Genomic DNA, 21,719 nt, shown 5'->3' with positions numbered 1-21,719 from the left:
CCGGCGGCGCGATCAGTGCGCCGCGCCGTTGGCGGCGAGCTCGGCTTCGAGGAAGCCCTTGACCTCCTCGGCTGCGACGCCGGGCGCGATGAAGCTCTTGCCGATGCCGCGGGCGAGGATGAAGGTCAGCGCGCCGCGCTTGACCTTCTTGTCCTGCGCCATGGCGGCGAGGATTTCCTCGGCGCTGCCGGCCCCGCCCGGAACCTGCTGCAACCGACTCGGCAGGCCGACATGGTCGAGATGGCGGGCGACGCGTCCCGCATCCTGGCCGGAGCAGAGCTCCAGCCGCTGCGAGAAGCGGAAGGCGAGCGCGAGCCCGATGGCGACAGCCTCGCCATGGACGAGGCGGCGGGAATCGTAGCCCGTCAGCCGTTCCAGCGCGTGGGCGAAGGTATGGCCGAGATTGAGGAGGGCGCGGTCGCCCTCCTCGCGCTCGTCGCGGGCAACGATCGCGGCCTTGGCGCGGCAGGAGACGGCGACGGCGTGGTCGCGTTCCGGGCCGCCGGCGATGACGCGGCTCCAGTTGGCCTCGCACCAGTCGAAGAAGGCGGGGTCGTCGATCAGCCCGTATTTCACCACCTCGGCATAGCCGGCCTTGAATTCGCGCTCGCTCAGCGTGTCGAGCAAGGCGGTGTCGGCGATGACGAGGGCCGGCTGGTGAAAGGCGCCGATCAGGTTCTTGCCATGCGGCGAGTTGATGCCGGTCTTGCCGCCGACGGAGGAATCGACCTGCGAGAGCAGGGTCGTCGGAACCTGGATCAGGCGCACGCCGCGGCGCAACACCGCCGCGGCGAAGCCGGTGAGGTCGCCGACGACGCCGCCGCCGAACGCGATGACGAGATCGTTGCGCTCGATCTTCGCCGCCAGCAGGGCGTCGCAGAGCGCGACGAACTGGGCATAGGATTTGGAGGCTTCACCCGGCGGGATGGTGATCCGGGTCGCCGCGATGCCTTCCTGCTGCAGGCAGGTCTCGAAGGCCGCGCCATGGAGCGCGGCGACGCTCTCGTCGGTGACGAGGGCGGCGCGGGCGCCGGGCGCGAAGGCGGCGATCAGCGCCGCCGCCTCGCAGAGCTGGTGGCGCCCGATATGGATGTCGTAGCCGCGGCCCTCGAGCGCGACGGGGACGACGATGCGGGCCCCGGTTTCGCGGGACATGGTGGCGTTCATGATTCAGCGACTCCGCCAGCCGCGACGCCAAGGTAGCGTTCCAATGCGGCGACAATTTCACCGACGATGACCTCATGGGGCTCGTCGCGCGACTGGATTGTGAGATCGGCCAGCGCATAGACCGGCTCGCGCTGGGCCAGCATGGCGCGCAGCGTCGCCTCCGGATCGGCCGTCTGCAGGAGCGGGCGGTTCGAGCGCTTGCGCACGCGGCGCATCAGCACGTCCGGCTCGGCCTTCAGCCAGACCGAGACGCCGAGCTCCTTCACCCGGACGCGGGTCTCGGCATTCATGAAGGCGCCGCCGCCGGTGGCGAGCACCAGGGGCGCCTGCGTCGTCAGGATGCGGCTGATCACGCGCCGCTCGCCGTCGCGGAACTCGGCCTCGCCGCGCTGCGCGAAGATTTCGGGGATCGACATGCCGGCTGCGGTCTCGATCTCGATATCGGCGTCGACGAAGCCCATGCCGAGACGGCTGGCGAGCCGCCGGCCGATCGAGCTCTTGCCCGAGCCCATCATGCCGATCAGCACGACGGCACGGCGGCCGAGCGCGCCACGTAAATCGACGGTTTCCGGAGCTGGGATGGTTTCGACGGTCATGCTGGCTCGTTTCCTCGGGCGGGGATGTAGCACGCAGCGACGGCCTGCGTCATGCCTCTGTCACGCCTCGTCCGGCCCGATTTCGAAGAGTTTTACGCATCGCTGTGGCGTGCTTGCCCTTGCGCCGGCCGGGCGGCATCGCGGATAACAGTGGTGCGCCGACAACTGCGCGCGCATCGGCCCTCGACGCGGCATGCGGTTTTCGGACAAGGCCGGTGCCGTAAAGCAAGAGCGAAAGTTCGCCAGACGTGCCGACCCTGTTCCGGTTCCTGTTCTTCGTCGCCGTCATCGCCGGGCTGGTCTTCGCGGGCATGATCGCGCTCGTCACCTTCGTCCAGCCGGTGCAGCGTGAGATGGTCGAGATCGTGCCGCCGGCGAGGCTGCAGCCGAAATGAGCCGGATCCCGCGCCAGCGCCTCAACACCTTCCTCGACATGCTGGCGGCCGAGCGCGGGGCGGCGCGCAACACGCTCGATGCCTATGAGCGCGATGTCTCGGATTACCTCGTCTTCCTCGCCGGCAAGCCGCTGGAGAGCGCGACCTCGGACGATATTCGCGGCTGGCTCGCCGATCTGGCGGGGCGGGGGCTGAAGGCGTCCTCGGCGGCGCGACGGCTCTCGGCCGTCAGGCAGTTCCACCGCTTCCTCTATACGGAGGGGCTCTCCGGCAGCGACCCCACGGCCGCGATCGCGGGGCCGCGTCAGGGCCGGCCGCTGCCCAAGGTCGTGTCCGTCGGCGATGTCGACCGTTTGCTCGGCGCGGCGCGCGAGGCCTGCGAGCGCGAGGGGCTGACGCCGGCCGCCCGGCTGAGGGCGCTCAGGATGCGCTGCCTCGTCGAGATGCTCTATGCGACGGGCTTGCGCGTCTCGGAGCTGATCGCGCTGCCGCTTTCGGCCGCGACGACGCGCGAGCGCTTCCTGATCGTGCGCGGCAAGGGCGACAAGGAGCGGCTGGTGCCGCTGAACGAGGCGGCGCGTGCCGCCGCCCGCGCCTGGCTCGACGCGCTGCGCGAAGCCGGGCAGGCGGATGGCCGCTGGCTTTTTCCGTCAGACGGCGAAAGCGGGCATCTGACCCGCCAGGCCTTCGGGCGCGAGCTCAAGGCGCTGGGTGGCGCGGCCGGGCTGCCGGGCGCGTCCTTGAGCCCGCATGTCCTGCGCCATGCCTTCGCCAGTCACTTGCTGCAGAACGGCGCCGATCTCCGCGTGGTGCAGGAACTGCTCGGCCATGCCGACATCGCCACCACCCAGATCTACACCCATGTCCTCGACGAGCGCTTGAAGAGCCTGGTGCGCGATCTCCATCCGCTGGCGGATGGGGATTGATACGGGCGTACAGGCGTCATTCTCGGGCGGAGCGAAGCGTAGACCCGAGAAACTCTTACAGAAGGGGCGCCTGCGCCTCCGTGTCGTGAGATGCTCGGGGGCAAGCCCGAGCATGACGCGCGAGCCCCGCCCAGCTCGGCGGCCTAACCCTCGACGCAGCGGATCTGCTGGACCCGCTTGGGCATCTCGCCGACGGCGGGGATGAACTGCCCGGTCGCGGGGTCGAGGATCATCAGCACGCCGGTCGCCACTGCGAAATAGGCGCCGTGCAGATGCAGCCGGCCCTTGCTTTCGAGGATCTGCACGCAGGGGAAGGTGCGCAGATTGGCGAGCGATTGCTGGATCGAGGCGAGTTCCAGCCGGTGCAGGTAGTCGTCGAAGCTTTCGTTGCGGCCGCGCCCGCCGGTGCGTTCGGCGGCCGGCCCGATCAGGGTGATCCATTTGCCGATGAAGTCGCCGGGCGAGAGCGCCTCCTGGCTGTCGTCGGCGAAGGCGCGGATGCCGCCGCAGCGGCCATGGCCGAGCACGACGATATGCTCGACCTTGAGCGCCTGGATCGCATATTCGAGCGCGGCCGAGGTGCCGTGGAGCTGGTCGTCCGGCGCGAAGGGCGGCACGAGATTGGCGATATTGCGGGCAACGAACATCTCGCCCGGCCGCGCATCGAAGATGACCTCCGGCGAGACGCGCGAATCGCAGCAGCCGATCAGCATGATCTTCGGCGTCTGGCCGTTCTCGCCGAGTTCCTCGTATCGGTCCTTCTCGCGGATGAAACGATCGTCGAGGAAGGTGCGATAACCTTCCGTGAGCCGCTGGGGAAAGGGGGCCGCGGGCTTGTCCATGGCCCTGTCGAACAGGAAAGCGAGGCGTCCGTCAAGCGGATGCTGCGCTGCGGCAATGGAAGCGAGGATCAGGCGGCGGCGAATCGTGCCCGCAACCGCGCCGCCAGCACGGCCGGATCGCCTTGCAGGGCGACGGTCTTCAGCCGGGCGGTGGCGCCGGCCGCGATCGTGACCTGAGAGCGCGGCAGCCCGAATTCCTTCGCGACCAGCGCGACCAGGGCGGCGTTGGCCTCGCCCTCGCTCGGTGCGGCGCGGACGCGCGCCTTCAGCACGGCGCGGCCATCGGCGAGCGTCTCGACGCCGTCGAGCGCGTCGCGCCCGCCGCGTGGCGTGAGCCGCACCGAGACTTGCACGCCGCTGGGCGTCTCTCGCCAGAACGGGCTCGCCGCCTTGCTCACCGGCTCGCCCTTGTCCGAAGGTCAGCCATGCGCGCTTCGGTCATGGACATTCCGCTTTCGTTTTTCCTACGCTGTCACACCGGACGCTCGGCGCCCGGCATAACGCTTGCTGAGGGGCAGGCACAATGGAGACCATGCCTTGACTGAACCCTGCGACCTCACTGCCGTCACTGCGCGCGCCCTGATCGGCGCCAAGAAGCTCTCCGCCCGCGAACTGCTCGAAAGCTGCATCCGGCGCATGGATGCGATCGACCCGGCCGTGAACGCCATGGTGGCGCGCGACGACGAGGCCGCCCGCAAGGCCGCGGCGGCGGCCGACGAGGCTACGGTGCGTGGAGAGGCGCTCGGCGCGCTGCACGGCCTGCCGGTCGGCATCAAGGATCTGGAGAATGTCGCGGGCCTGCGCACGACCTATGGCAGCCCGCTCTATCGCGATTTCGTGCCGAAGCAGGACCAGCTCATCGTCGCCTCCGTGCGCAAGGCCGGCGCGATCATCGCGGGCAAGACCAACACGCCGGAATGGGGGGCGGGCGCCAATACCCGCAATGCCGTCTATGGCGTGACCGGCAATCCCTTCGATCCGACGAAGAGCGCGGCCGGCTCGTCGGGCGGCTCGGGCGTCGTGCTGGCGACCAATATGGTGCCGCTCGCCACCGGCTCCGACACGGGTGGCTCGCTGCGCAACCCGGCGGCTTTCAACGGCATCGTCGGCTTCCGGCCGTCGCCGGGGTTGGTGCCCAGCGAGAAGCGCGCGCTCGGCTGGACCCCGCTCTCCGTGCTCGGGCCGATGGCGCGCAACGTGCCGGATCTGTGCCTGCTGCTCTCGACCATGGTCTCCGATGACGCGGCCGATCCGCTGGCGACGACGATCCATGGCAGGACGGTGCGGCGGCCGGAGGATTTCGCCAGGCCGGACGCCATCGACCTCGCCTCGCTCAAGGTCGCGCTGACACCGGATTTCGGCTTCGCGCCGACCGAGCGCCTGATTCGCGAAACCTTCGCCGAAAAGACCGGCGCCTTCAGCCACCTCTTCCGTGCGGCCGAGGCGGCGACGCCGGATTGCGAAGGCACCGACGAGGTCTTCGAGATCCTGCGGGCGGTCGCCTTCCTCGCCGGACATCACGACAAGGTGCGCGACACGCCGGATCTGGTCGGGCCGAATGTCCGCGCCAATGTCGAGGAGGGGTTGGGCTATTCCGCGCTCGACGTGACCCGGGCGATGAAGCAGCAGACGGCGATCTATCAGCGCTGGCAGCATTTCTTCGCCGATTACGACGTCATCCTGTCGCCGGCGATGACGCTGAGCCCGCGACCCTGGAGCGAGCTCTATCCGGCCGAGATCGACGGCAAGCCGACGCGGACCTATTTCCACTGGCTCGCCATGGCCTATGCGGTCACGGTCGTCGGCCATCCCGCCATCTCGCTGCCGGTCGGGCTCGACCGCAACGGCATGCCCTTCGGCCTGCAGATCGTCGGCCCTCGCGGCGGCGACGCCAAGGTTCTGGCGGTCGCAGCGGCGCTGGAGGCGCAGCTCGTCGGCGATCCGCTGACGGCCCGGCCCGTGCCCGACCTCGCCAGGCTCGCCAAGGCCCGCCCGATCAGCGAGAGCCCGAATTTCATGGGCTTCGACTGAGCGAGCCGGAAAAAGCAGACGAATTCACCATAAAAACGAGGGGAACTGACATGAAGCGTCGCGATTTTCTGAAAGGCACGACCGCACTGGCACTGGCCGGGCCGTCTCTTGCTCGGCCGGCCGCCGCGCAGAGCTCCGATCTGATGAAGTTCGTGCCGCAGGCCAACCTGACGTCGCTCGATCCGATCTGGACGACGGCGACCGTCACGAACAACCACGGCTACTATGTCTTCGAGACGCTCTATGGCGGCGATCTCGACCTGAAGCCCCAGCCGCAGATGGCCGAGGGGCATGAGGTCTCGGCCGATCAGAAGACCTGGCGCATCAAGCTGCGCGAGGGGCTAGCCTTCCACGACGGTCAGCCGGTCAGGTCCGCCGACTGCATCCAGAGCATGAAACGCTGGTGCCAGCGCGATCCCTACGGCCAGCTCCTCGCCAAGGTGGTGGAAGCCTGGAACGCGCCGGATGAGCGCACCATCGAGATCAAGCTGACGCGGCCCTTCCCGATGATGCTGGATCTGCTTTCCAAGGCGGATAATCCGCCCTTCATCATGCCGGAGCGCCTGGCGCAGACCGATGCGACGAAGCAGGTCACGGAGATGGTCGGCTCCGGGCCCTACAAGTTCGTCGCAGGGGAATTCGTCTCCGGCAGCCAGGTCGTCTACGAGAAGTTCGACGGCTACAAGCCGCGAGCCGAGCCGCCCAGCCGCAATGCGGGCGGCAAGGTCGCGCATTTCAAGCGCATCGAGTGGAAGGTGCTGCCCGACCCGGCGACGGCGGCGGCCGCATTGACGCGAGGCGAGATCGACTGGTGGGAGCGGCCCCTGTCCGATCTGCAGCCGATGCTGGCGCAGAATCCCGACATCAAGCGCGAGGTCATCGACAAGGCGGGGCGCGGCTCGATTATCCGGCTCAATCACCTCCAGCCTCCCTTCAACAATCCGAAGGTGCGCGCCGCCGTCCGCATGGCGGTGAAGCAGGAGGACTACATGCGCGCCACCCAGGGCGACGACACCTCGATGTGGCAGACTTGTCGGAATCTCTGGTGGCGCGGCACGCCCTATTACACCGGGGAACTGGAAGATCTGATGCCGCAGAGCCTCGAAAAGGCGAAGGCCGCGCTGAAGGAATCCGGCTACAACGGCGAGAAGGTCGTGATCATCAACCCGACCGACTTCCCCGATATCGGCCCGCTCGGCGACGTGACCTTCGAATTGCTCAAGCAGCTCGGTATGAATGTCGAGATGGCGGCCAGCGACTGGGGCACGGTGATCCAGCGCCGCAACAGCCGCGAGCCGGTCGAGAAGGGCGGCTGGAGCATCTTCCACACCACCGGCGCGGCGGTCGGCTGGGGCAACCCGGCCCTGTCGAATCTGGTGCGCGGCCAGGGCGACAAGGGCTGGTTCGGCTGGTGGAAGAGCGACAAGGCCGAGGCCCTGGCCGAGGAGTGGCTCTACGCACCCGACGCGGCGGCGCAGAAGAAGACGGCGGTCGAGCTCGGCCGGCTGGCGCTGGAGGAGGTCGCGACCATCCCGCTCGGCCAGTTCGTCATCCGGACCGCCTACCGCAAGAACCTGACCGGCATGCTGGCCGGTTCGGCGCCCTATCCCTGGGGGCTGAAGCGGGTTTGAGACTGTCTGTCAACGCTACTGCGGCGGTCGACTGACGGCGTTTTCTGCGCTTCCGGTGCTCACGTACTGATGTACGCTCCGCTCCGGTTCTCGAAGACACCGCCATTCGACTCCCCGCAGCGCGTTGCCAAACAGTCTCAACGCAGCCGCGTGCAACGAGCGGGAATGATCCCGCCCCATCATCCGATTAGTGTCGGGCAGCGACGGCGGCCGACCAGGGCGAAGCCGCGTCGCTCGACCCCTCGGCGCCGTTCCGATCGACGCGGATGAAGTTCGGGCAGGCGAAGTTGATCGGCAGCACGGCGTGCTCGGCGAGCGCGGTCGGTCCGGCGGCCTCCAGCGTGGCGAGGGTCTCGGCCGGCAGGCGCGGATCGGCGCTGGTCGAATCCGGGCCGGAGACGTCGATGCGCGGCTGATGGGCGGTCGCCTCGGCCTCCATCCCGAAATCGAGCTGCCAGGCCAGCGTCTGGTAGACGCTGGCGAGGATGCGCCGCCCGCCCGAGGAGCCGGCCGCGAGGCGCGGCCAGCCGCCGTCCTTCGGCGTGACGACGACCGGGCACATGTTGCAGAGCGGCCGGGCGCCCGGCGCGATGGCGTTGGCGCTGCCGGGGCGGGGATCGAACCACATCATGCCGTTGTTCATCAGCACGCCGGTCGAGGGCAGCACGACGCGGCTGCCCATCGAGGAGAGCAGCGTCGTGGTGACAGTGACGAGATTGCCGTCGCGGTCGACCACGGTGAGATGGGTGGTGCAGGTATCGCCGGGTTCCTTGGCCGCGGTCGCGGCGCCGAGCCCGTCCAGCCGCTCGCGATAGGCCTGCCGCATCACGCGCGAGAGCTGCGCGAACCAGGCCGCGGACGGACCGCTCCCATCGGCCGGGGCGTCGGCCATGCCGGCGATGACCCGTTCCAGTGTCGGCGCGGCGGTCAGCCCGCCGGCGGTGTGGATGAGATGGCTGCCGCGCCAGGCGATGCTCGGCGCCTCGCGAATCTCGGCCTTGCAATCCGCCAGATCCTGCGCGTCGACCACGCCGCCAGCGGCCGCGATGTCGGCCGCGATACGCCGCGCGATGTCGCCCCGGTAGAAATCGTCGAGCCCGGCTTGCGCCAGCCGCTCCAGCGTCGCCGGCAATTCGCCCAGCACCATGAAGCCCGGCGAGCCCTGATAGGGCGGCACCGGCGGCAGGCCGCCGGGGAGGTAGATCCGCGCGCTCTCCTCATAGAGGCGAAGCACCGAAGCCGAGGAGGCGACCTTGAGCGTCGTGTACCAATCGGCCGGCAAGCCGCGCTTCGCGAGCGCGATGGCGGGGGCGAGCAGGTCCGCCAGCGGCAGCGCCGAGCCGAAGGCCTCCTTCAGCTTCGCGTAGCCCGCGACCGAGGAGGGGGTGACGAAGGAGAGCGGGCCGTGGATGTTCCGATCGCCGACGACCTCGGGCCAGGTGAAGAGATCCTTCTTCATCGCGCCGGTGAGGGGGTAGTCGGCGGGGTTGGCCCGGCGCGGCGCGACCGGCCCGAAATCGACGACCTGCGCGCGGGTCTCGCCCGCCTTGAGCACGACGGCGAAGCCGATGCCGCCCAGCCCGCTGTTCCAGGGTTCGACGGCGGCGAGCGCGAAACAGGCCGCGACGGCGGCATCGGCCGCGTTGCCGCCCTGTTCGAGGATCGCCGTGCCGGCCTCGGCCGCCTCCCGGCTCTGCGAGACGACGATGCCGTGCCGGCCGCGTGCGGCGGGCTTCGTCAGGTGCCAGTTCTGGCTGCGATAGGGGGTGGTGGTGGTGAACACGGGCGGCCTCCGGAAGCTGACGGCGGCCGCATGTTGCATGGGCCGGCCCGGGAGGTCGAATGCATCCTGCCCGCCCGCGGGTCGCGTCCTGCGCAGGGCGCTCCCGGGTGGAGCCGCTTCGCGTCAGAAGACGTTGGGGTAGATGTAGCGGATGATCACGCTCTGGATGAAGTAGATGATCAGCAGCAGGATGATCGGCGAGATGTCGATGCCGCCGAGATTGGGCAGCCGCTGGCGGATCGGCCGCAGCGCAGGCTCTGTCATGCGGTAGAGCATGTCCCAGACCGTGGCGACGAACTGGTTGCGGGTGTTGATGACGTTGAAGGCGATCAGCCAGCTCAGAACGGCCGAGGCGATCAGAATCCACACATAGATCTGCAGCGCGAGCAGAACCACGTCGAGAACGGCACGCATCGGTCTTCCTTTTAGGCCTGTCCGGAGAGGTTGCCGCAGAATATCGCCGACACCTGCCGAAAGAGGCAAGGGAGACGATTGACATTCACGCGACGCACGGCCTAGAAGGCCAGCGCCTTGGGGCTGTAGCTCAGATGGGAGAGCGCTGCAATCGCACTGCAGAGGTCAGGGGTTCGAATCCCCTCAGCTCCACCAAGGCCTAACTCCCGTCACCGCTGTCGAGACCGTGCCCGCGTGGCGTGGTGAAGATCGGGCTTTTGAAGCCGATTCTCCTGTTGCGGTGCGCGTGGGGGGCACCGGGCCCAAACCCGGCCATCGATCGGAACCGAACTCCGTCGTCGCGATCCGCAAGCCGGCAGCGAATCGCGCCTGTGTTCGCCGCGCCCTGTCGCCACGTCGATGCCAACGCGACCTGTCGGTGCGACGGGGCTCTCGGCCCCCCCGATCAAGCGTGGCCGCCGCGCTCGTGGATGATCCGCCAGATCGCCAGGGGCGTCGCCGGCATGTCGACATGATCGACGCCATAGGGCGAGAGCGCATCGACGATCGCGTTCATCACCGAGGGTAGCGAGCCGGCGCAGCCGGCCTCGCCGCAGCCCTTGGCGCCGACCCGGTTGGTGCGGGTGGGAACGCCCTGGCTGATGAAGGTGAAGAACGGCACATCCGCCGCGCGCGGCATGGCGTAGTCCATGAAGGAGCCGGTCATGAGCTGGCCGGCCTCGTCATAAGCGGTCATCTCGTAGATCGCCTGCCCGATGCCCTGCACGACCCCGCCATGCAACTGCCCCTCGACGATCATCGGGTTCACCAGCGTGCCGAAATCGTTGACCATGACATAGCCGGCAATCTCGACCTGCCCGGTGTCCGGATCGATCTCGACCTCGGCGATATGGCAGCCATTGGGATAGGCCGAAGGCGCGGCCTTGAAGACATGGTCGACATCCAGCGTCCCGGGGAGATCATCGGGCAGGGATGCTGCCGTCCTCACCCTTGCGGCCAGCTCCATGATGCCGATCGAGCGGTCGGTTCCGGCGATGCCGAAGCGGCCCTCGGCGAATTCGATGTCGGGGAGGCCGGCCTCCAGGAAATGGGCGGCCAGCAGCTTGCCCTTCTCGACGACCTTCTCGCTCGCCTCGATGATCGCCGAGCCGCTCGCCATGATCGATTTCGAGCCGCCGGTGCCGCCGCCGGCGATCAGCCTGTCGCTGTCGCCCTGTACGAGGCGGATCTTGTCGAAGGGCACGCCGAGCTCGCTCGTCAGCACCTGGGCGAAGGGCGTCCAATGGCCCTGGCCGTAATCGAGCGTGCCGGTGACGATGGTGACGGTTCCGTCCGGCTCGAAATGGATGCCGCCCATCTCGTTGCTTGGCGGTGCGGTGACCTCGAGATAGCAGCCGATGCCGCGACCGCGCAGTTTCCCGGCCTTGCGGCTGGCGCGTTCGCGGGCCCGGTAGCCCTTCCAGTCGGCCGCCTCCAGCGCCCGGGCGAAGAGCGCCGGGAAATCGCCGCTGTCATATTGCGTCCCGATCGGCGTGGTCCAGGGCAGCTTGTCCGTGGGGATCAGGTTGCGCTGCCGGAGCACGGCCTTGTCGATCTTCATCTCGCGGGCGGCGGCATCGATCAGCCGCTCCATGAAATAATTGCCCTCGGGGCGCCCGGCGCCGCGATAGGCCGCGATCGGCACGGTATTGGTGACGGCGCAGCGGGTCGCGACCTCGACAAGCGGCGTGCGGTACATGCCGACGCTGTTCTTGCCGATGTTGAGCGTCGCCATCATCGGCCCGACCGAGGAGAGATAGCCGCCCATATTGCCGAAGCCGGTGAAGCGCGTCGCCAGGAAGCGGCCGCGCGCATCGAGCGCAAGCTCGGCCGCGAAGGCCATGTCCCGGCCGTGATGGTCGGAGACGAAGCTCTCCGCGCGCTGGTCGGTCCATTTCACCGGCTTCTTCAGCAGCCGCGCCGCGTGCAGCAGCACGACATATTCGGGAAACACCGAGGCCTTCATGCCGAAGGAGCCGCCGACATGGCCGGTGACGAGCCGCATCCACCCTGCGGGAACACCCATCGCCGCGGCGAGGTTGTTGCGCATGCCGAAGGCACCCTGGCTCGGGGCATGAAGCGTGTAGCGGCCGGTCTTGCGATCATAGGCGCCGATCGCGGCACGGGGCTCGATCGGGTTCACCACGATGCGGTTGTTGACGATCCGCAGCTTCGTGACATGCGCGGCCTTGGCGAAGGCCTCGGCGACCTTGGCGGCGTCGCCGAAATGATAGTCGAGGACGAGGTTGCCGGGGACGTCGTCGAAGAGCTGCGGCGCGCCGGGCTCAAGCGCCTCCTCTGCCGAGGTGACGGCCGGGAGGATGTCGATATCGAGTGCCACCGCCTCGGCCGCGTCGCGGGCCTGCGCGGGCGTGCGGGCCACGACCATCGCCACGGGGTCGCCGACATAGCGGACCTTGTCGATGGCCAGCGCCTTCCGCACCGGCTTCCTCAACGGCGTTCCGTCGCGGCTGGTCATGTCGAGCTGGCATTTCAGCGTGCCGTAGCCCTGGCCTTCGAGATCATCGGCCGTGTAGACCGCGACGACGCCCTTCATGGCCCGCGCCGCCGAGACGTCGATCTCGCGGATGATGCCATGGGCATGCGGGCTGCGAACGAAGGCGGCGTGAAGCTGCCCCTCCAGAGAGAGGTCGTCGGTGTAGCGCCCCTCGCCCCGGACGAGGACCGCATCCTCGTTGCGCGGCAGCGACTGGCCGATTCCGACCGGGGTGGCGGAGTGGGCGGCTTGGGACACGCGCATGTTCATGACTGGGTACCGCGATCGAAACAGAACGCGGCTACACTGGCGCAAAAGCGCGGCGCGCGCTTTGCAGATGCGGCATGGCCGATACCCGCTCGCGGATCGCGGCGCCGTGCTTCGAGGTGCCCGGCTGGGGCTTATTTCTCGACGAAGGCCTTTTCGATGACGTAGTCGCCGGCCTCGCCGTGATTGCCTTCCTCAAGGCCGCGCTCGGCGAAGATCGTCTTGAGGTCGGCCAGCATCTGCGGCGAGCCGCAGAGCATGAAGCGGTCGCCCTCAGGATCGAAGCCGGGCTGGCCGATATCGGTATAGAGCTGGCCCGAAGTCATCAGGTCGGTGATGCGGCCGCGGTTGCGGAAGGGCTCACGCGTCACCGTCGGGTAATAGATCAGCTGCCCGCGGATCATCTCGCCGAGGAACTCGTCCTGCGGCAGATGCTGGGTGATGCGCTCGCCATAGGCCAGCTCCGCGACCTGACGGCAACCATGGACCAGCACGACCTTCTCATAGCGCTCATAGGTCTCGGGGTCGCGGATCAGCGACAGGAACGGCGCCAGCCCGGTGCCGGTGCCGAGCAGGAAGAGCCGCTTGCCGTCCTTGAGGTTGTCGAGCACCAGCGTGCCCGTCGCCTTCTTGCCGACGATGATGGGATCGCCGACCTTGAGGTTCTGCAGGCGCGAGGTCAGCGGGCCGTCCGCCACCTTGATCGAGAAAAACTCCAGCGTCTCGTCGTAATTCGTGCTGGCGACGCTGTAGGCCCGCAGCAGCGGACGCTCGCCTACCTTCAGCCCGATCATCGTGAACTGCCCGTTCTTGAACCGGAACGTCGTGTCGCGCGTCGTCGTGAAGCTGAACAGCGTATCCGTCCAGTGATGCACGCTCAGGACCTGTTCCTCGTAGAAATGGCTCATCGCATCGTCCTTGAAAGTCCGGCGGCGGGCTGTTTAGCGGGTTTGAGCGCCGGCCGCCAGCAGCGGATAAGCAGAAAACGCGAGCGAAATCAAAATCTTCTCTTTCTTTCTAGCCGGCGGCCCCTGATCGGAACAATCTGGCGCGCGCAGAGCTTTCCGGAGAATTTTCTTCTTGCCCGAAAAGCCCTCGGTCGGCACGGGCAGCGAGACGGCCATCCATCACGGCCGAGGCCTGAGCGGCGGCAGGGGCAAAGCCCGGCGCCGGCAGCGCCGAGACAGGCGCGGGTTTCGCCATGCGGCCGGTGCAGGATCCTTTTCCGGAAAGCCGGGTGGACGTTCGCCCGGACTCAGGCTCAATTGCGGCCATGAATGCTCCCGTCTCCGTTCCCCGCATCGCCGATTTCACCTGCGAGAAAAGGCCCGCCACCGGCTCGCGCGGCATGGTCGTCACCAACCATCCGCTGGCCTCGGCGGCGGGCTCGCAGATGCTGCTGGCGGGCGGCAATGCCGTCGATGCGGCGGTCGCGGCGCTCTTCGCGCTGACCGTGGCCGAGCCGATGATGGTCGGCATCCTCGGCGGGGGCTTGAGCCATATCCGGCTCGCCGATGGCAGCCATCGCGTCATCGACAACCTCTCGACCGCGCCGGGCCGCGCCACGCCCGACATGTATGACTGCCTCTCCGACGAGATCGGCAAGCAGCGCGATACGCGCGACCGCGAGAACGTCGTCGGTGCGAAGGCGGTCGCGGTTCCCGGCGCGCTCAAGGGCTGGTGCGAGGCGTTGGAGCGCTTCGGCAGCCTGCCGCTGGCGGATGTATTGCAGCCGGCGATCGCGCTCGCCGCGCGCGGCTTCACCGTCACGCCCTATCTCTCGAACTGCATCACGGACAATGCCGGCGACCTCGCCCGCGATCCCGGCCTCGCCGCGATGCTGCTGCCGGGCGGAACTCCGCTCCAGCCCGGCGCGAAGCTGGTCCAGGGCGATTATGCGGAAAGCCTGCGGCTCATCGCCAAGGAAGGGCCGGCGGCGCTCTATGGTGGCGCGCTGGGAGAGGCGCTGACCGGCTACATGGCTGAGCAGGGCGGCCTGATCGATGCGGACGACCTCGCCGGCTACAGGACGCAGACGCGCGAGCCGATCCGGGGCTCCTATCGCGGCTACGAGATCATCGGCCCGCCGCCGCCTTCCTCGTCGGGCGTGCATATCGCCGAGATGCTCAACATCCTCGAGGGCTACGACATCGGCGCGCTCGGCTTCGGCTCGACCGACGCGGTGCATCTGCTGGCGGAGGCGCTGAAGATCGCCTTCGCCGACCGTGCCGTGGCGACGGCCGATCCCGCCTTCGTCAAGGTTCCCGTCGAGAGGCTGATCGACAAGGGCTATGCGGCCGAACGGCGCGCGCTGGTCGAGATGGACCGGGCGAAAAGCTGGACGGCGGGACTTTCAGGCGGGGAATCCGCCGACACCACCCATGTCACCGTGGCGGATGCGCAGGGCAATGTCGTCAGCGCGACGCAGACGATCAACGGTTTGTTCGGCGCCTGCGTCCAGATCCCCGGCACGGGGATGATCGCCAACAACTACATGTACAATTTCGATCCCCATCCCGGCCGGGCGCTCTCGATCGCGCCGGGCAAGCGCGTCTTCACCTCGATGGCGCCGATGATGGTGCTGCGGGAGGGCCGGATCGCCTATGCGCTCGGCTTGCCCGGCGCGCTGCGCATCTTCCCCTCGGCCCTGCAGGCGATCGTCAACCTGATCGACCATCGCATGAGCCTGCAGGAGGCGGTCGAGGCGCCGCGCGTCTGGACCGAAGGCGGCGTGCTCGAACTGGAAGAAGCGATCCCCGAAGCGGTGGCGCAGGCGCTGATCGCGCGCGGCCACAAGGTCGTGCGTTCGCCGCGCGTCGCCGGCGGCATGAACGCCATCGCCTTCAATGCGGACGGCACGCTGACCGGCGCCGCCTGCTGGCGGGCCGACGGCACGCCGGTCGCGATCTCGGGCGGGCTGGCGCGCGCAGGAGCGCGTTTCAGTATCTAGAATTTCTGCTTTGGGAGCAGGTCATCCCGGGTGAAGCCCGGGATGACGGCGCGGTTCCGCGCGAAATCTACACGGTCAGTGCAGCCCGCCGACGCCGACATAGCGTTCGAGGACATCGCCATCGGCGCGCAGGGCCGCCGAGGTGCCGGACCAGACGATCCGGCCGCGTTCGAGGATGATGACGTCCTCGGCAAAGTCGAGCGCGCTTTCGAGCCGTTGCTCGACGAAGAGGATCGTCATCGCGCCGCTGGCCGCGAGCTGCGTGAAGGCCGCCATCAGCATGTCGCAAATCACCGGGGCGAGGCCCTCAAGCGGCTCGTCGAGCAGCAGGATCGAGGGCTGGCCGAGGATGGTGCGGGCCGTCGCCAGCATCTGCTGCTCGCCGCCGGAGAGTTGCGAGCCGAGATTGCGGCGGCGCTCCTGCAGGCGCGGGAACAGCGCATAGGCTTCCTCGATCGCCTGTCGCGGGCGGCCCTTGAGGCCGACGAAGAGGTTCTCCTCGACGGTGAGGCCCTTGAAGATCTCGCGGGTCTGCGGCACCAGCCCGATGCCGCCGAGCGCGCGCCCGGTGGTGCGCAGGGCCGTCACGTCCTGGCCCGCCAGGCTGATGCTGCCGGCGTAGTGGCGGGTCAGCCCCATCAGCGTCGCCAGCAGCGTGGTCTTGCCCATGCCGTTGCGCCCGAGGATCGAGAGGCGCCCGCCGGCCGGCACGGAGAAGGACACATCCTCCAGCACATGGGTCTGGCCGTAGCCGGCGCTGAGATTCCGGACCTCAAGCTCAGCGGCCGGCATGGGCGTAGCTCCCCAGATAGGCTTCGCGGACTTTCTCGTCCCTGGCGACATCGGCCGGCAGGCCCTGGAAGATCAATTCGCCGGCCGCCAGCACCACCACGCGCCGGGCGAAGCGGAAGACCAGATCCATGTCGTGCTCGATCATCAATACGGCAAGCGAGGCCGGCAGCCGCTCCAGCGCCCGCTCGATCAATGGCGTGTCGGAGGAGGGCACGCCGGCAGCCGGCTCGTCGAGCAGCAGCACCTTCGGGCGCTGCGCCATGGCGATGGCGATCTCGAGCAGGCGCTGCTGGCCATAGGCGATCTCGACAACCTTGCGGCGCGCGACATCGGTCAGGCCGAGCGTGGCGAGGATGTCGGCGGCTTCGTCCATGGCCGCGCCGTTGCCGTGGAAGCGCGCGAGGATGCGGGTCGCATGTCCCTGCCTTTGCAGGATCGCCATGACGACATGCTCTTCCGGGGTCATGTCGGGGAAGAGACGCGTCACCTGGAAGGTGCGCACCAGCCCGCGCCTGACCCGTGCGACGGCGCCGAGGCGCGTGATGTCCTCGCCCATCAGATGGACCGTGCCGGCACTCGGAGGGATGCGCCCGGTGACGAGGTTGACGAAGGTCGTCTTGCCGGCGCCGTTCGGGCCGATCAAGGCGAGCCGCTCGCCCTCGGTCATGGCGATGGAGAGGTCGTGATTGACCTTGAGCCCGCCAAAGGATTTCGACAGATGGTCGACCGCGAAGACCGTGCTCATGGCCCGGCCCTCCGCTGGCCACGCGTCAGGATGCGGGCGGCCTCGTCGAGCGTGCCGGAGAGGCCGCGGGGGGCGAAGAGCACGATGGCGATCAGCAGTGCGCCGACCAGCGTCATCCAGTGGAACGGATTGATCGCCGCGACGACATGCTCGACCGCCATGAAGACGACGGTGCCGATCAGCGCGCCATAGAGATTGCCGAGCCCGCCGAGCACCAGCATGACCAGCGCATTGGCGGATAATTCGAAGCTCAGGCTGTCCAACCCCACCACCTGGGTCGCGATGGCGCCGAGCGCGCCGCCCATGCCGGCGACGGCGCCGGAGATCACGAACATCCTGAGCAGCACCGGGAAGGCGGAGATGCCGAGCGCGCTGATCCGCAGCGGATCTTCCTTGAGGCCGCGGCAGACCATGCCGAAGGGCGAGCGGACGATGAGCTTCAGCGCAACGAAGACGACGAGCAGCAGGCCGAGCCCGAAGAGATAGGCGGCGCGGCCCCAGAGATCGAATTCGAACAGGCCGAAGAGCGGGGCGGGGACCATGCCGGCGAGGCCGTCGCTGCCGCCGGTCAGCCAAGCGAGCTTGTTCGCCGCCTCGTGCAGGAGCTGGACGATGGCGATGGAGAGGACGAGCTGCGGCAGGCCGTGCGCCCGCAGCATCACCGCGCCCATGAGCAGGCCGGTGACGGCGCCGGCCGCGGCCCCGACCAGGATCAGCAGGAAAGGCTCGGTCACGCCGTTGAGGCAGGCGATGCCGGCGGCATAGGCGCCGGCGCCGTAGAGCGCGGCCTGGCCGAGCGAGGCGATGCCGCAATAGCCGACGATCAGGTCGAGCGAGAGCACGAGCAGGGCGACCGAGATGACGCGGGTCAGGAAGGCGAGATTGTCGGGGAAGAGCCAGTAGCCCGCGAGCCCGGCAAGCGCGATCAGGGCGAAGCCGGCGAGATCGCGGCCGAGGCTGCGGACAGGCGTTGCGGCAGCGGATGGGGCGGGAGCCTGTGCCATCACTGGGCCCGTCCCATCAGGCCGCGCGGGAAGGCACAGACCACGAGGATCACCGCGAGATAGAAGAAGAAATTGCCGAAATCCGGCATGAGATAGCGCCCGGTGACGTCGATGGCGCCGAGCAGCAGGCAGGCGACGAGCGCGCCGGGAATCGAGCCGGCGCCGCCGACGGAGACCACGACCAGGAAGGTCACCATGTAGCGCAGGGCGTAATAGGGCTCGATCGGCAGGAATTCGGCGCCGACCACCCCGCCGAAGGCGGCAAGCCCGATGGCGAGCGCGAAACTCGCCGCATAGATCAATTCGGTGCGCACGCCGAGCGCGCGCGACATCGGCGCGTTCTCGACGGCGGCGCGCAGGTGGATGCCGAAGCCGGTGCGCTCGATCAGGAACCAGAGCCCGCCCGCGACGACAAGCCCGCTCGCGATGACGAAGAGCCGGTGGCCGGCGATGCTGCGGAAGCCGAGATCGATCGGTTGCGCCAGTTCCGCCGGCAGGGGAATCGTCTTCAGCGTCGGGCCGAAGAAGTAATTGGTGATGCCGATGACGCAGAAGGTGATGCCGATGGTCATCAGCACCTGCGAGAGCTCGCTGCGGTCATAGATGCGGCGGAAGAGCAGCCGTTCGAGCGGCACCGCGATCAGCACCGTGCCGACGACGGCCAGCACGATGCCGAAGCCGTAGCCCAGGCCGAGATTGCGCACGGCATAGGAGGCGATGTAGCCGCCGATCATGGCGAAGGCGCCATGGGCGAGATTGACCAGCCGCATCAGCCCCATCGTCAGCGACAGGCCGATGCAGATGATGAACAGCGCCATGCCATAGGCGAAGGCGTCCAGGGCGATGCTCAGCGCGGTCTGCATGCGGGTTGCGGGCCTCGTCGGAGTTCAGTCGGAAACGCGCCGTCATTCCGGACAAGCCGCAAAGCGGCGCCGATCCGGAATCCATCATAGCGCTCAGCGCCCTCCGATGGATTCCGGGTCTCCGCTTCGCTGCGCCCGGAATGACGGCGCAGCAGACGAGGAGACTGGCTCTACTTCGCCAGCCCGGGGTCCTTCTGCTCGGGGAAGCTCTGGATCTCCTTGTTGATCCAGTTGCCCTTGGCGTCCTTGGCGACCTCGCGCAGATAGATCGTCTGGGTGATGTGGCGGGTCTCGGGGTCGATCTTGACCGGCCCGCGCGGGCTTTCCCAGGCGAGGCCCTTGACCGCCTCGACCGCCTTCTCGGCATCCTGCTTGCCGGCGGTGGCGGCGATCATCTTCGCGATGACATACATGCCGTCATAGGCGCCGACCGCCGGGAAGGTGAGCTGCCCGGGGCCGCCGATCGCCTTTTCGCCGGCCTCCACGAACTTCCGGTTGGCCTCGGAATCGTGCGAGGTGGCGTAGTGGAAACCGGTGATCATGCCGGCGGCGGCTTCGCCCAGTGCCGGCAGATCGGATTCCTGCGTCAGGTCGCCGGTGGCGAAGAGCTTGACGCCGGCCTGCTTCAGCCCGGTGTCGTTGAAGGACTTGACGAAGCCGAGCGTCGGCGGGCCCGAGGGCAGGAAGGCGAAGACGCCCTGCGCGCCGGCATCGCGGATGCGCTGCATGATCGGGCTGAACTCGGTGGTGTTGAGCGGCATGCGGATGGTCTCGACGACCTGCCCGCCAGCCGCCTCGACCGCCTTCTTGAACGCTCCCTCGGCATCGACGCCGGGGCCGTAATCGGTGACGGCGGAGACGAATTTCTTGATGCCGCGATCGACGGCGGCCTTGCCCAGCGGCGTCGTGGTCTGCCCGGTGGTGAAGGAGGTCCGCACGACCAGCGGCGAGGAGGTCATGATCGCAGAGGTCGCGGCGTTGAAGATCACCAGCGGCACATTGCCCTGCTTCAGCAACGGCGTGATCGCCAGCGCGTCCGGCGTGAAATAGACGCCGCCGAGATATTGCACCTTGTCCTTGACGATCAGCTCCTGCGCCAGCGCGCGAGCCTGCTGCGGGTTGGCGGTGGGCAGGTCGCGATAGACGATCTCGATCTCGTTGCCGGCGACCGACTTGCCGTTCTGGGCGAGCCAGGCCTCGACGCCGGCCTGGAAGTTCTTGCCCTGCAGGGCGAAGGGGCCGGAGAACGGCCCGATGATCCCGATCTTGATCGTTTCGGCAGCGGCCGCGCCGCCAAGGCCGAACGTACCGGCCAGTGCCAGCGCGCCCGCCAGCCCGGTGAAATTCCGTCTGCTGATCTTCATCGTCATCCCTCCCGTATCCGTCCCCTGAACTTGACTGTCTCGATCGCCCCGGTTGGCTCCGGTGTCTTTCGTCTTGGCGGCCTTATCGGCGGTGGCCCTGTGGGCTAGGCCATGCCCGCTTCGGCCTAGTAAGGCAAGCCGACATAATTCTCCGCCATCGCCGTCGCAGCAGCGGGCGAACTCACGAGATAGTCGAGCTCCGCCTGCTGCATGCGTTCCTCGAAAGCGCTGCGCTCCGGAAAGCGATGCAGCAGCCCGGTCATCCACCAGGAGAAGCGCTCGGCCTTCCAGATGCGGGCGAGGGCACGGGCGGAATAGGCTTCGATCCCGGCGTCCGAACCGTCATTGTAATGCTCGCGCAGGGCATCGAAGAGATAGCGCACGTCGCTGGCCGCGAGGTTGAGGCCCTTGGCGCCGGTCGGCGGGACGATATGGGCGGCATCGCCCGCGAGGAACAGGCGGCCGAAGCGCATGGGCTCGGCGACGAAGCTGCGCAGCGGCGCGATGCTCTTTTCCAGCGAGGGGCCGGTCTGCACGGCGTCTGCGACCTCGGCGGGAAGCCTGCGGCGCAATTCGTCGAAGAAGGCCTCGTCCGACCAGTTCTCGACACGCTCCTCCAGCGGCACCTGGACATAGTAGCGGCTGCGCTGCGCCGAGCGCATCGAGCAGAGCGCGAAGCCGCGCTCGTGGCGGGCATAGACCAATTCATGCGCCGCCGGCGGGCGGTCGACGAGCAGGCCGAGCCAGCCGAAGGGATAGACGCGCTCGAAGCTGGTCAGTGCGCCCTCTGGAATCGAGCGGCGGGAGACGCCGTGATAGCCATCGCAGCCGGCGATGAAGTCGCAACGTAATTCCTGCACCTCGCCATTCACCCGGAAGGTCACGCGGGGCGCGGCCGTGTCGATATCGTGCAGCGCGACGTCCTCGGCCTCGTAGATCGTCGTGCGGCCGAGGGCCTGGCGCGCCTCGGCGAGATCATGCGTGACCTCGGTCTGGCCATAGACCGTCACGGTCTTGCCGCCGCTCAGATGCTTCAGGTCGATGCGGTGGAGCGTGCCGTCGAAGGCGAAATTGACGCCGTCATGCACCTGCCCCTCGCGGTCGAGGCGCCCGGCGACGCCGGCCTCGCGCAGCATGTCGACCATGCCCTGTTCGAGGACGCCGGCGCGGATGCGGGAGAGCACATAGTCGAGGCTGCGGCGTTCCAGGATGACATTATCGATCCCGGCGCGCGACAGGAGCTGGCCGAGGAGAAGCCCGGCCGGGCCGGCGCCGATGATGGCGACCTGCGTGCGCATTTCCGCGTCCTCCCAAGGCGATGACGGTCTTGAGCCGACATTCCGCGCCCCAAGCTATGCGCCATGACGACACTTGACGGAATGGAGGATTCGCGCAGTGTCTTGGACAAATCGA

The 21,719-nt window shown here is 68.1% G+C and carries 20 protein-coding genes and 1 tRNA gene; 6 read left to right on the top strand and 15 right to left on the bottom strand.

The window, feature by feature from the left end:
* Positions 1-12: 12 nt before the first annotated feature.
* Positions 13-1,167, bottom strand: coding sequence for a 3-dehydroquinate synthase (gene aroB / locus IED13_RS10220; protein ID WP_248311160.1), 1,155 nt, complete (start codon positions 1,165-1,167; stop codon positions 13-15).
* The gene (locus IED13_RS10215) at positions 1,164-1,763 is read right to left on the bottom strand and encodes a shikimate kinase (protein ID WP_038362902.1); all 600 of its coding nucleotides are present in this window, start codon (positions 1,761-1,763) and stop codon (positions 1,164-1,166) included. Before IED13_RS10215 ends, aroB begins: the two co-directional genes overlap by 4 nt.
* Positions 1,764-2,011: 248 nt before the next feature.
* Between IED13_RS10215 and IED13_RS10210 the strand changes: the two genes are divergently transcribed.
* Together IED13_RS10210 and IED13_RS10205 are read left to right on the top strand one after the other, a co-directional pair.
* Positions 2,012-2,158 (top strand): histidine kinase, encoded by a 147-nt coding sequence (locus tag IED13_RS10210; protein WP_112761739.1) that lies wholly within the window; start codon positions 2,012-2,014, stop codon positions 2,156-2,158.
* A complete protein-coding gene (locus IED13_RS10205) occupies positions 2,155-3,084 on the top strand; it encodes a site-specific tyrosine recombinase XerD (protein ID WP_191124115.1) in 930 nt (309 codons plus the stop codon). The genes IED13_RS10210 and IED13_RS10205 overlap by 4 nt, the downstream gene beginning before the upstream one ends.
* A gap of 143 nt (positions 3,085-3,227) precedes the next feature.
* Here IED13_RS10205 and IED13_RS10200 read toward each other — a convergent pair whose 3' ends face one another.
* The gene (locus IED13_RS10200) at positions 3,228-3,926 is read right to left on the bottom strand and encodes a carbonic anhydrase (protein WP_112761741.1); all 699 of its coding nucleotides are present in this window, start codon (positions 3,924-3,926) and stop codon (positions 3,228-3,230) included.
* Between the two features lie 68 nt (positions 3,927-3,994).
* Positions 3,995-4,324: a DUF167 family protein gene (locus IED13_RS10195; RefSeq protein WP_142022858.1), complete on the bottom strand. Its 330-nt coding sequence runs from the start codon at positions 4,322-4,324 to the stop codon at positions 3,995-3,997.
* A 139-nt stretch (positions 4,325-4,463) separates the two neighbouring features.
* Here IED13_RS10195 and IED13_RS10190 point away from each other — a divergent pair, with 139 nt between their 5' ends.
* Both IED13_RS10190 and IED13_RS10185 read left to right on the top strand, forming a co-directional pair.
* On the top strand, positions 4,464-5,957 hold the full coding sequence (locus tag IED13_RS10190) for an amidase (RefSeq protein ID WP_191124114.1): 1,494 nt from the start codon (positions 4,464-4,466) through the stop codon (positions 5,955-5,957).
* 50 nt (positions 5,958-6,007) lie between these two features.
* A complete protein-coding gene (locus IED13_RS10185; RefSeq protein ID WP_191124113.1) occupies positions 6,008-7,588 on the top strand; it encodes an ABC transporter substrate-binding protein in 1,581 nt (526 codons plus the stop codon).
* Positions 7,589-7,775: 187 nt separating this feature from the next.
* Here the strand turns inward: IED13_RS10185 and IED13_RS10180 are convergent, their stop codons facing one another.
* Together IED13_RS10180 and IED13_RS10175 are read right to left on the bottom strand one after the other, a co-directional pair.
* Positions 7,776-9,371 (bottom strand): gamma-glutamyltransferase, encoded by a 1,596-nt coding sequence (locus IED13_RS10180; protein WP_210323570.1) that lies wholly within the window; start codon positions 9,369-9,371, stop codon positions 7,776-7,778.
* A gap of 123 nt (positions 9,372-9,494) precedes the next feature.
* Positions 9,495-9,785, bottom strand: a complete 291-nt coding sequence (locus IED13_RS10175) for a YggT family protein (protein WP_038362916.1) — start codon at positions 9,783-9,785, stop codon at positions 9,495-9,497.
* A gap of 119 nt (positions 9,786-9,904) precedes the next feature.
* Here IED13_RS10175 and IED13_RS10170 point away from each other — a divergent pair.
* Positions 9,905-9,980 (top strand) — tRNA-Ala (locus IED13_RS10170).
* A gap of 250 nt (positions 9,981-10,230) precedes the next feature.
* On the opposite strand, the gene IED13_RS10165 is transcribed toward IED13_RS10170, so the two are convergent.
* From IED13_RS10165 to IED13_RS10155, 3 genes are all read right to left on the bottom strand, one after another.
* Positions 10,231-12,579 carry a xanthine dehydrogenase family protein molybdopterin-binding subunit gene (locus tag IED13_RS10165; protein ID WP_260368413.1) on the bottom strand — a complete coding sequence of 783 codons (2,349 nt, stop codon included), beginning with the start codon at positions 12,577-12,579 and terminating at the stop codon, positions 10,231-10,233.
* Between the two features lie 143 nt (positions 12,580-12,722).
* Complete coding sequence (locus tag IED13_RS10160) at positions 12,723-13,496, bottom strand: ferredoxin--NADP reductase (protein ID WP_191124110.1); 774 nt, start codon at positions 13,494-13,496, stop codon at positions 12,723-12,725.
* Positions 13,497-13,529: 33 nt separating this feature from the next.
* Positions 13,530-13,712, bottom strand: coding sequence for a hypothetical protein (locus IED13_RS10155; protein ID WP_191124109.1), 183 nt, complete (start codon positions 13,710-13,712; stop codon positions 13,530-13,532).
* Positions 13,713-13,861: 149 nt separating this feature from the next.
* Here IED13_RS10155 and ggt point away from each other — a divergent pair, with 149 nt between their 5' ends.
* On the top strand, positions 13,862-15,538 hold the full coding sequence (ggt, locus tag IED13_RS10150; protein WP_191124108.1) for a gamma-glutamyltransferase: 1,677 nt from the start codon (positions 13,862-13,864) through the stop codon (positions 15,536-15,538).
* Between the two features lie 75 nt (positions 15,539-15,613).
* Here ggt and IED13_RS10145 read toward each other — a convergent pair whose 3' ends face one another.
* From IED13_RS10145 to pobA, 6 genes are all read right to left on the bottom strand, one after another.
* Positions 15,614-16,330 carry an ABC transporter ATP-binding protein gene (locus IED13_RS10145; RefSeq protein WP_133565398.1) on the bottom strand — a complete coding sequence of 239 codons (717 nt, stop codon included), beginning with the start codon at positions 16,328-16,330 and terminating at the stop codon, positions 15,614-15,616.
* Positions 16,317-17,075, bottom strand: coding sequence for an ABC transporter ATP-binding protein (locus IED13_RS10140; RefSeq protein ID WP_038362928.1), 759 nt, complete (start codon positions 17,073-17,075; stop codon positions 16,317-16,319). The genes IED13_RS10145 and IED13_RS10140 overlap by 14 nt, the downstream gene beginning before the upstream one ends.
* Positions 17,072-18,079 carry a branched-chain amino acid ABC transporter permease gene (locus IED13_RS10135; protein WP_191124107.1) on the bottom strand — a complete coding sequence of 336 codons (1,008 nt, stop codon included), beginning with the start codon at positions 18,077-18,079 and terminating at the stop codon, positions 17,072-17,074. Before IED13_RS10135 ends, IED13_RS10140 begins: the two co-directional genes overlap by 4 nt.
* Positions 18,079-18,942, bottom strand: coding sequence for a branched-chain amino acid ABC transporter permease (locus tag IED13_RS10130; RefSeq protein ID WP_191124106.1), 864 nt, complete (start codon positions 18,940-18,942; stop codon positions 18,079-18,081). The genes IED13_RS10135 and IED13_RS10130 overlap by 1 nt, the downstream gene beginning before the upstream one ends.
* A 170-nt stretch (positions 18,943-19,112) precedes the next feature.
* Positions 19,113-20,306, bottom strand: coding sequence for an ABC transporter substrate-binding protein (locus IED13_RS10125; protein ID WP_112764952.1), 1,194 nt, complete (start codon positions 20,304-20,306; stop codon positions 19,113-19,115).
* Between the two features lie 125 nt (positions 20,307-20,431).
* On the bottom strand, positions 20,432-21,604 hold the full coding sequence (gene pobA, locus IED13_RS10120; RefSeq protein WP_191124105.1) for a 4-hydroxybenzoate 3-monooxygenase: 1,173 nt from the start codon (positions 21,602-21,604) through the stop codon (positions 20,432-20,434).
* Between the last annotated feature and the right edge of the window lie 115 nt (positions 21,605-21,719).

This window comes from Allobosea spartocytisi (genome assembly GCF_014764685.1).
Lineage (GTDB): Bacteria > Pseudomonadota > Alphaproteobacteria > Rhizobiales > Beijerinckiaceae > Allobosea > Allobosea spartocytisi.
The sequence above is the reverse complement of the archived record's forward strand: the minus strand, read 5'-3'. Positions and strand labels throughout refer to the sequence as shown.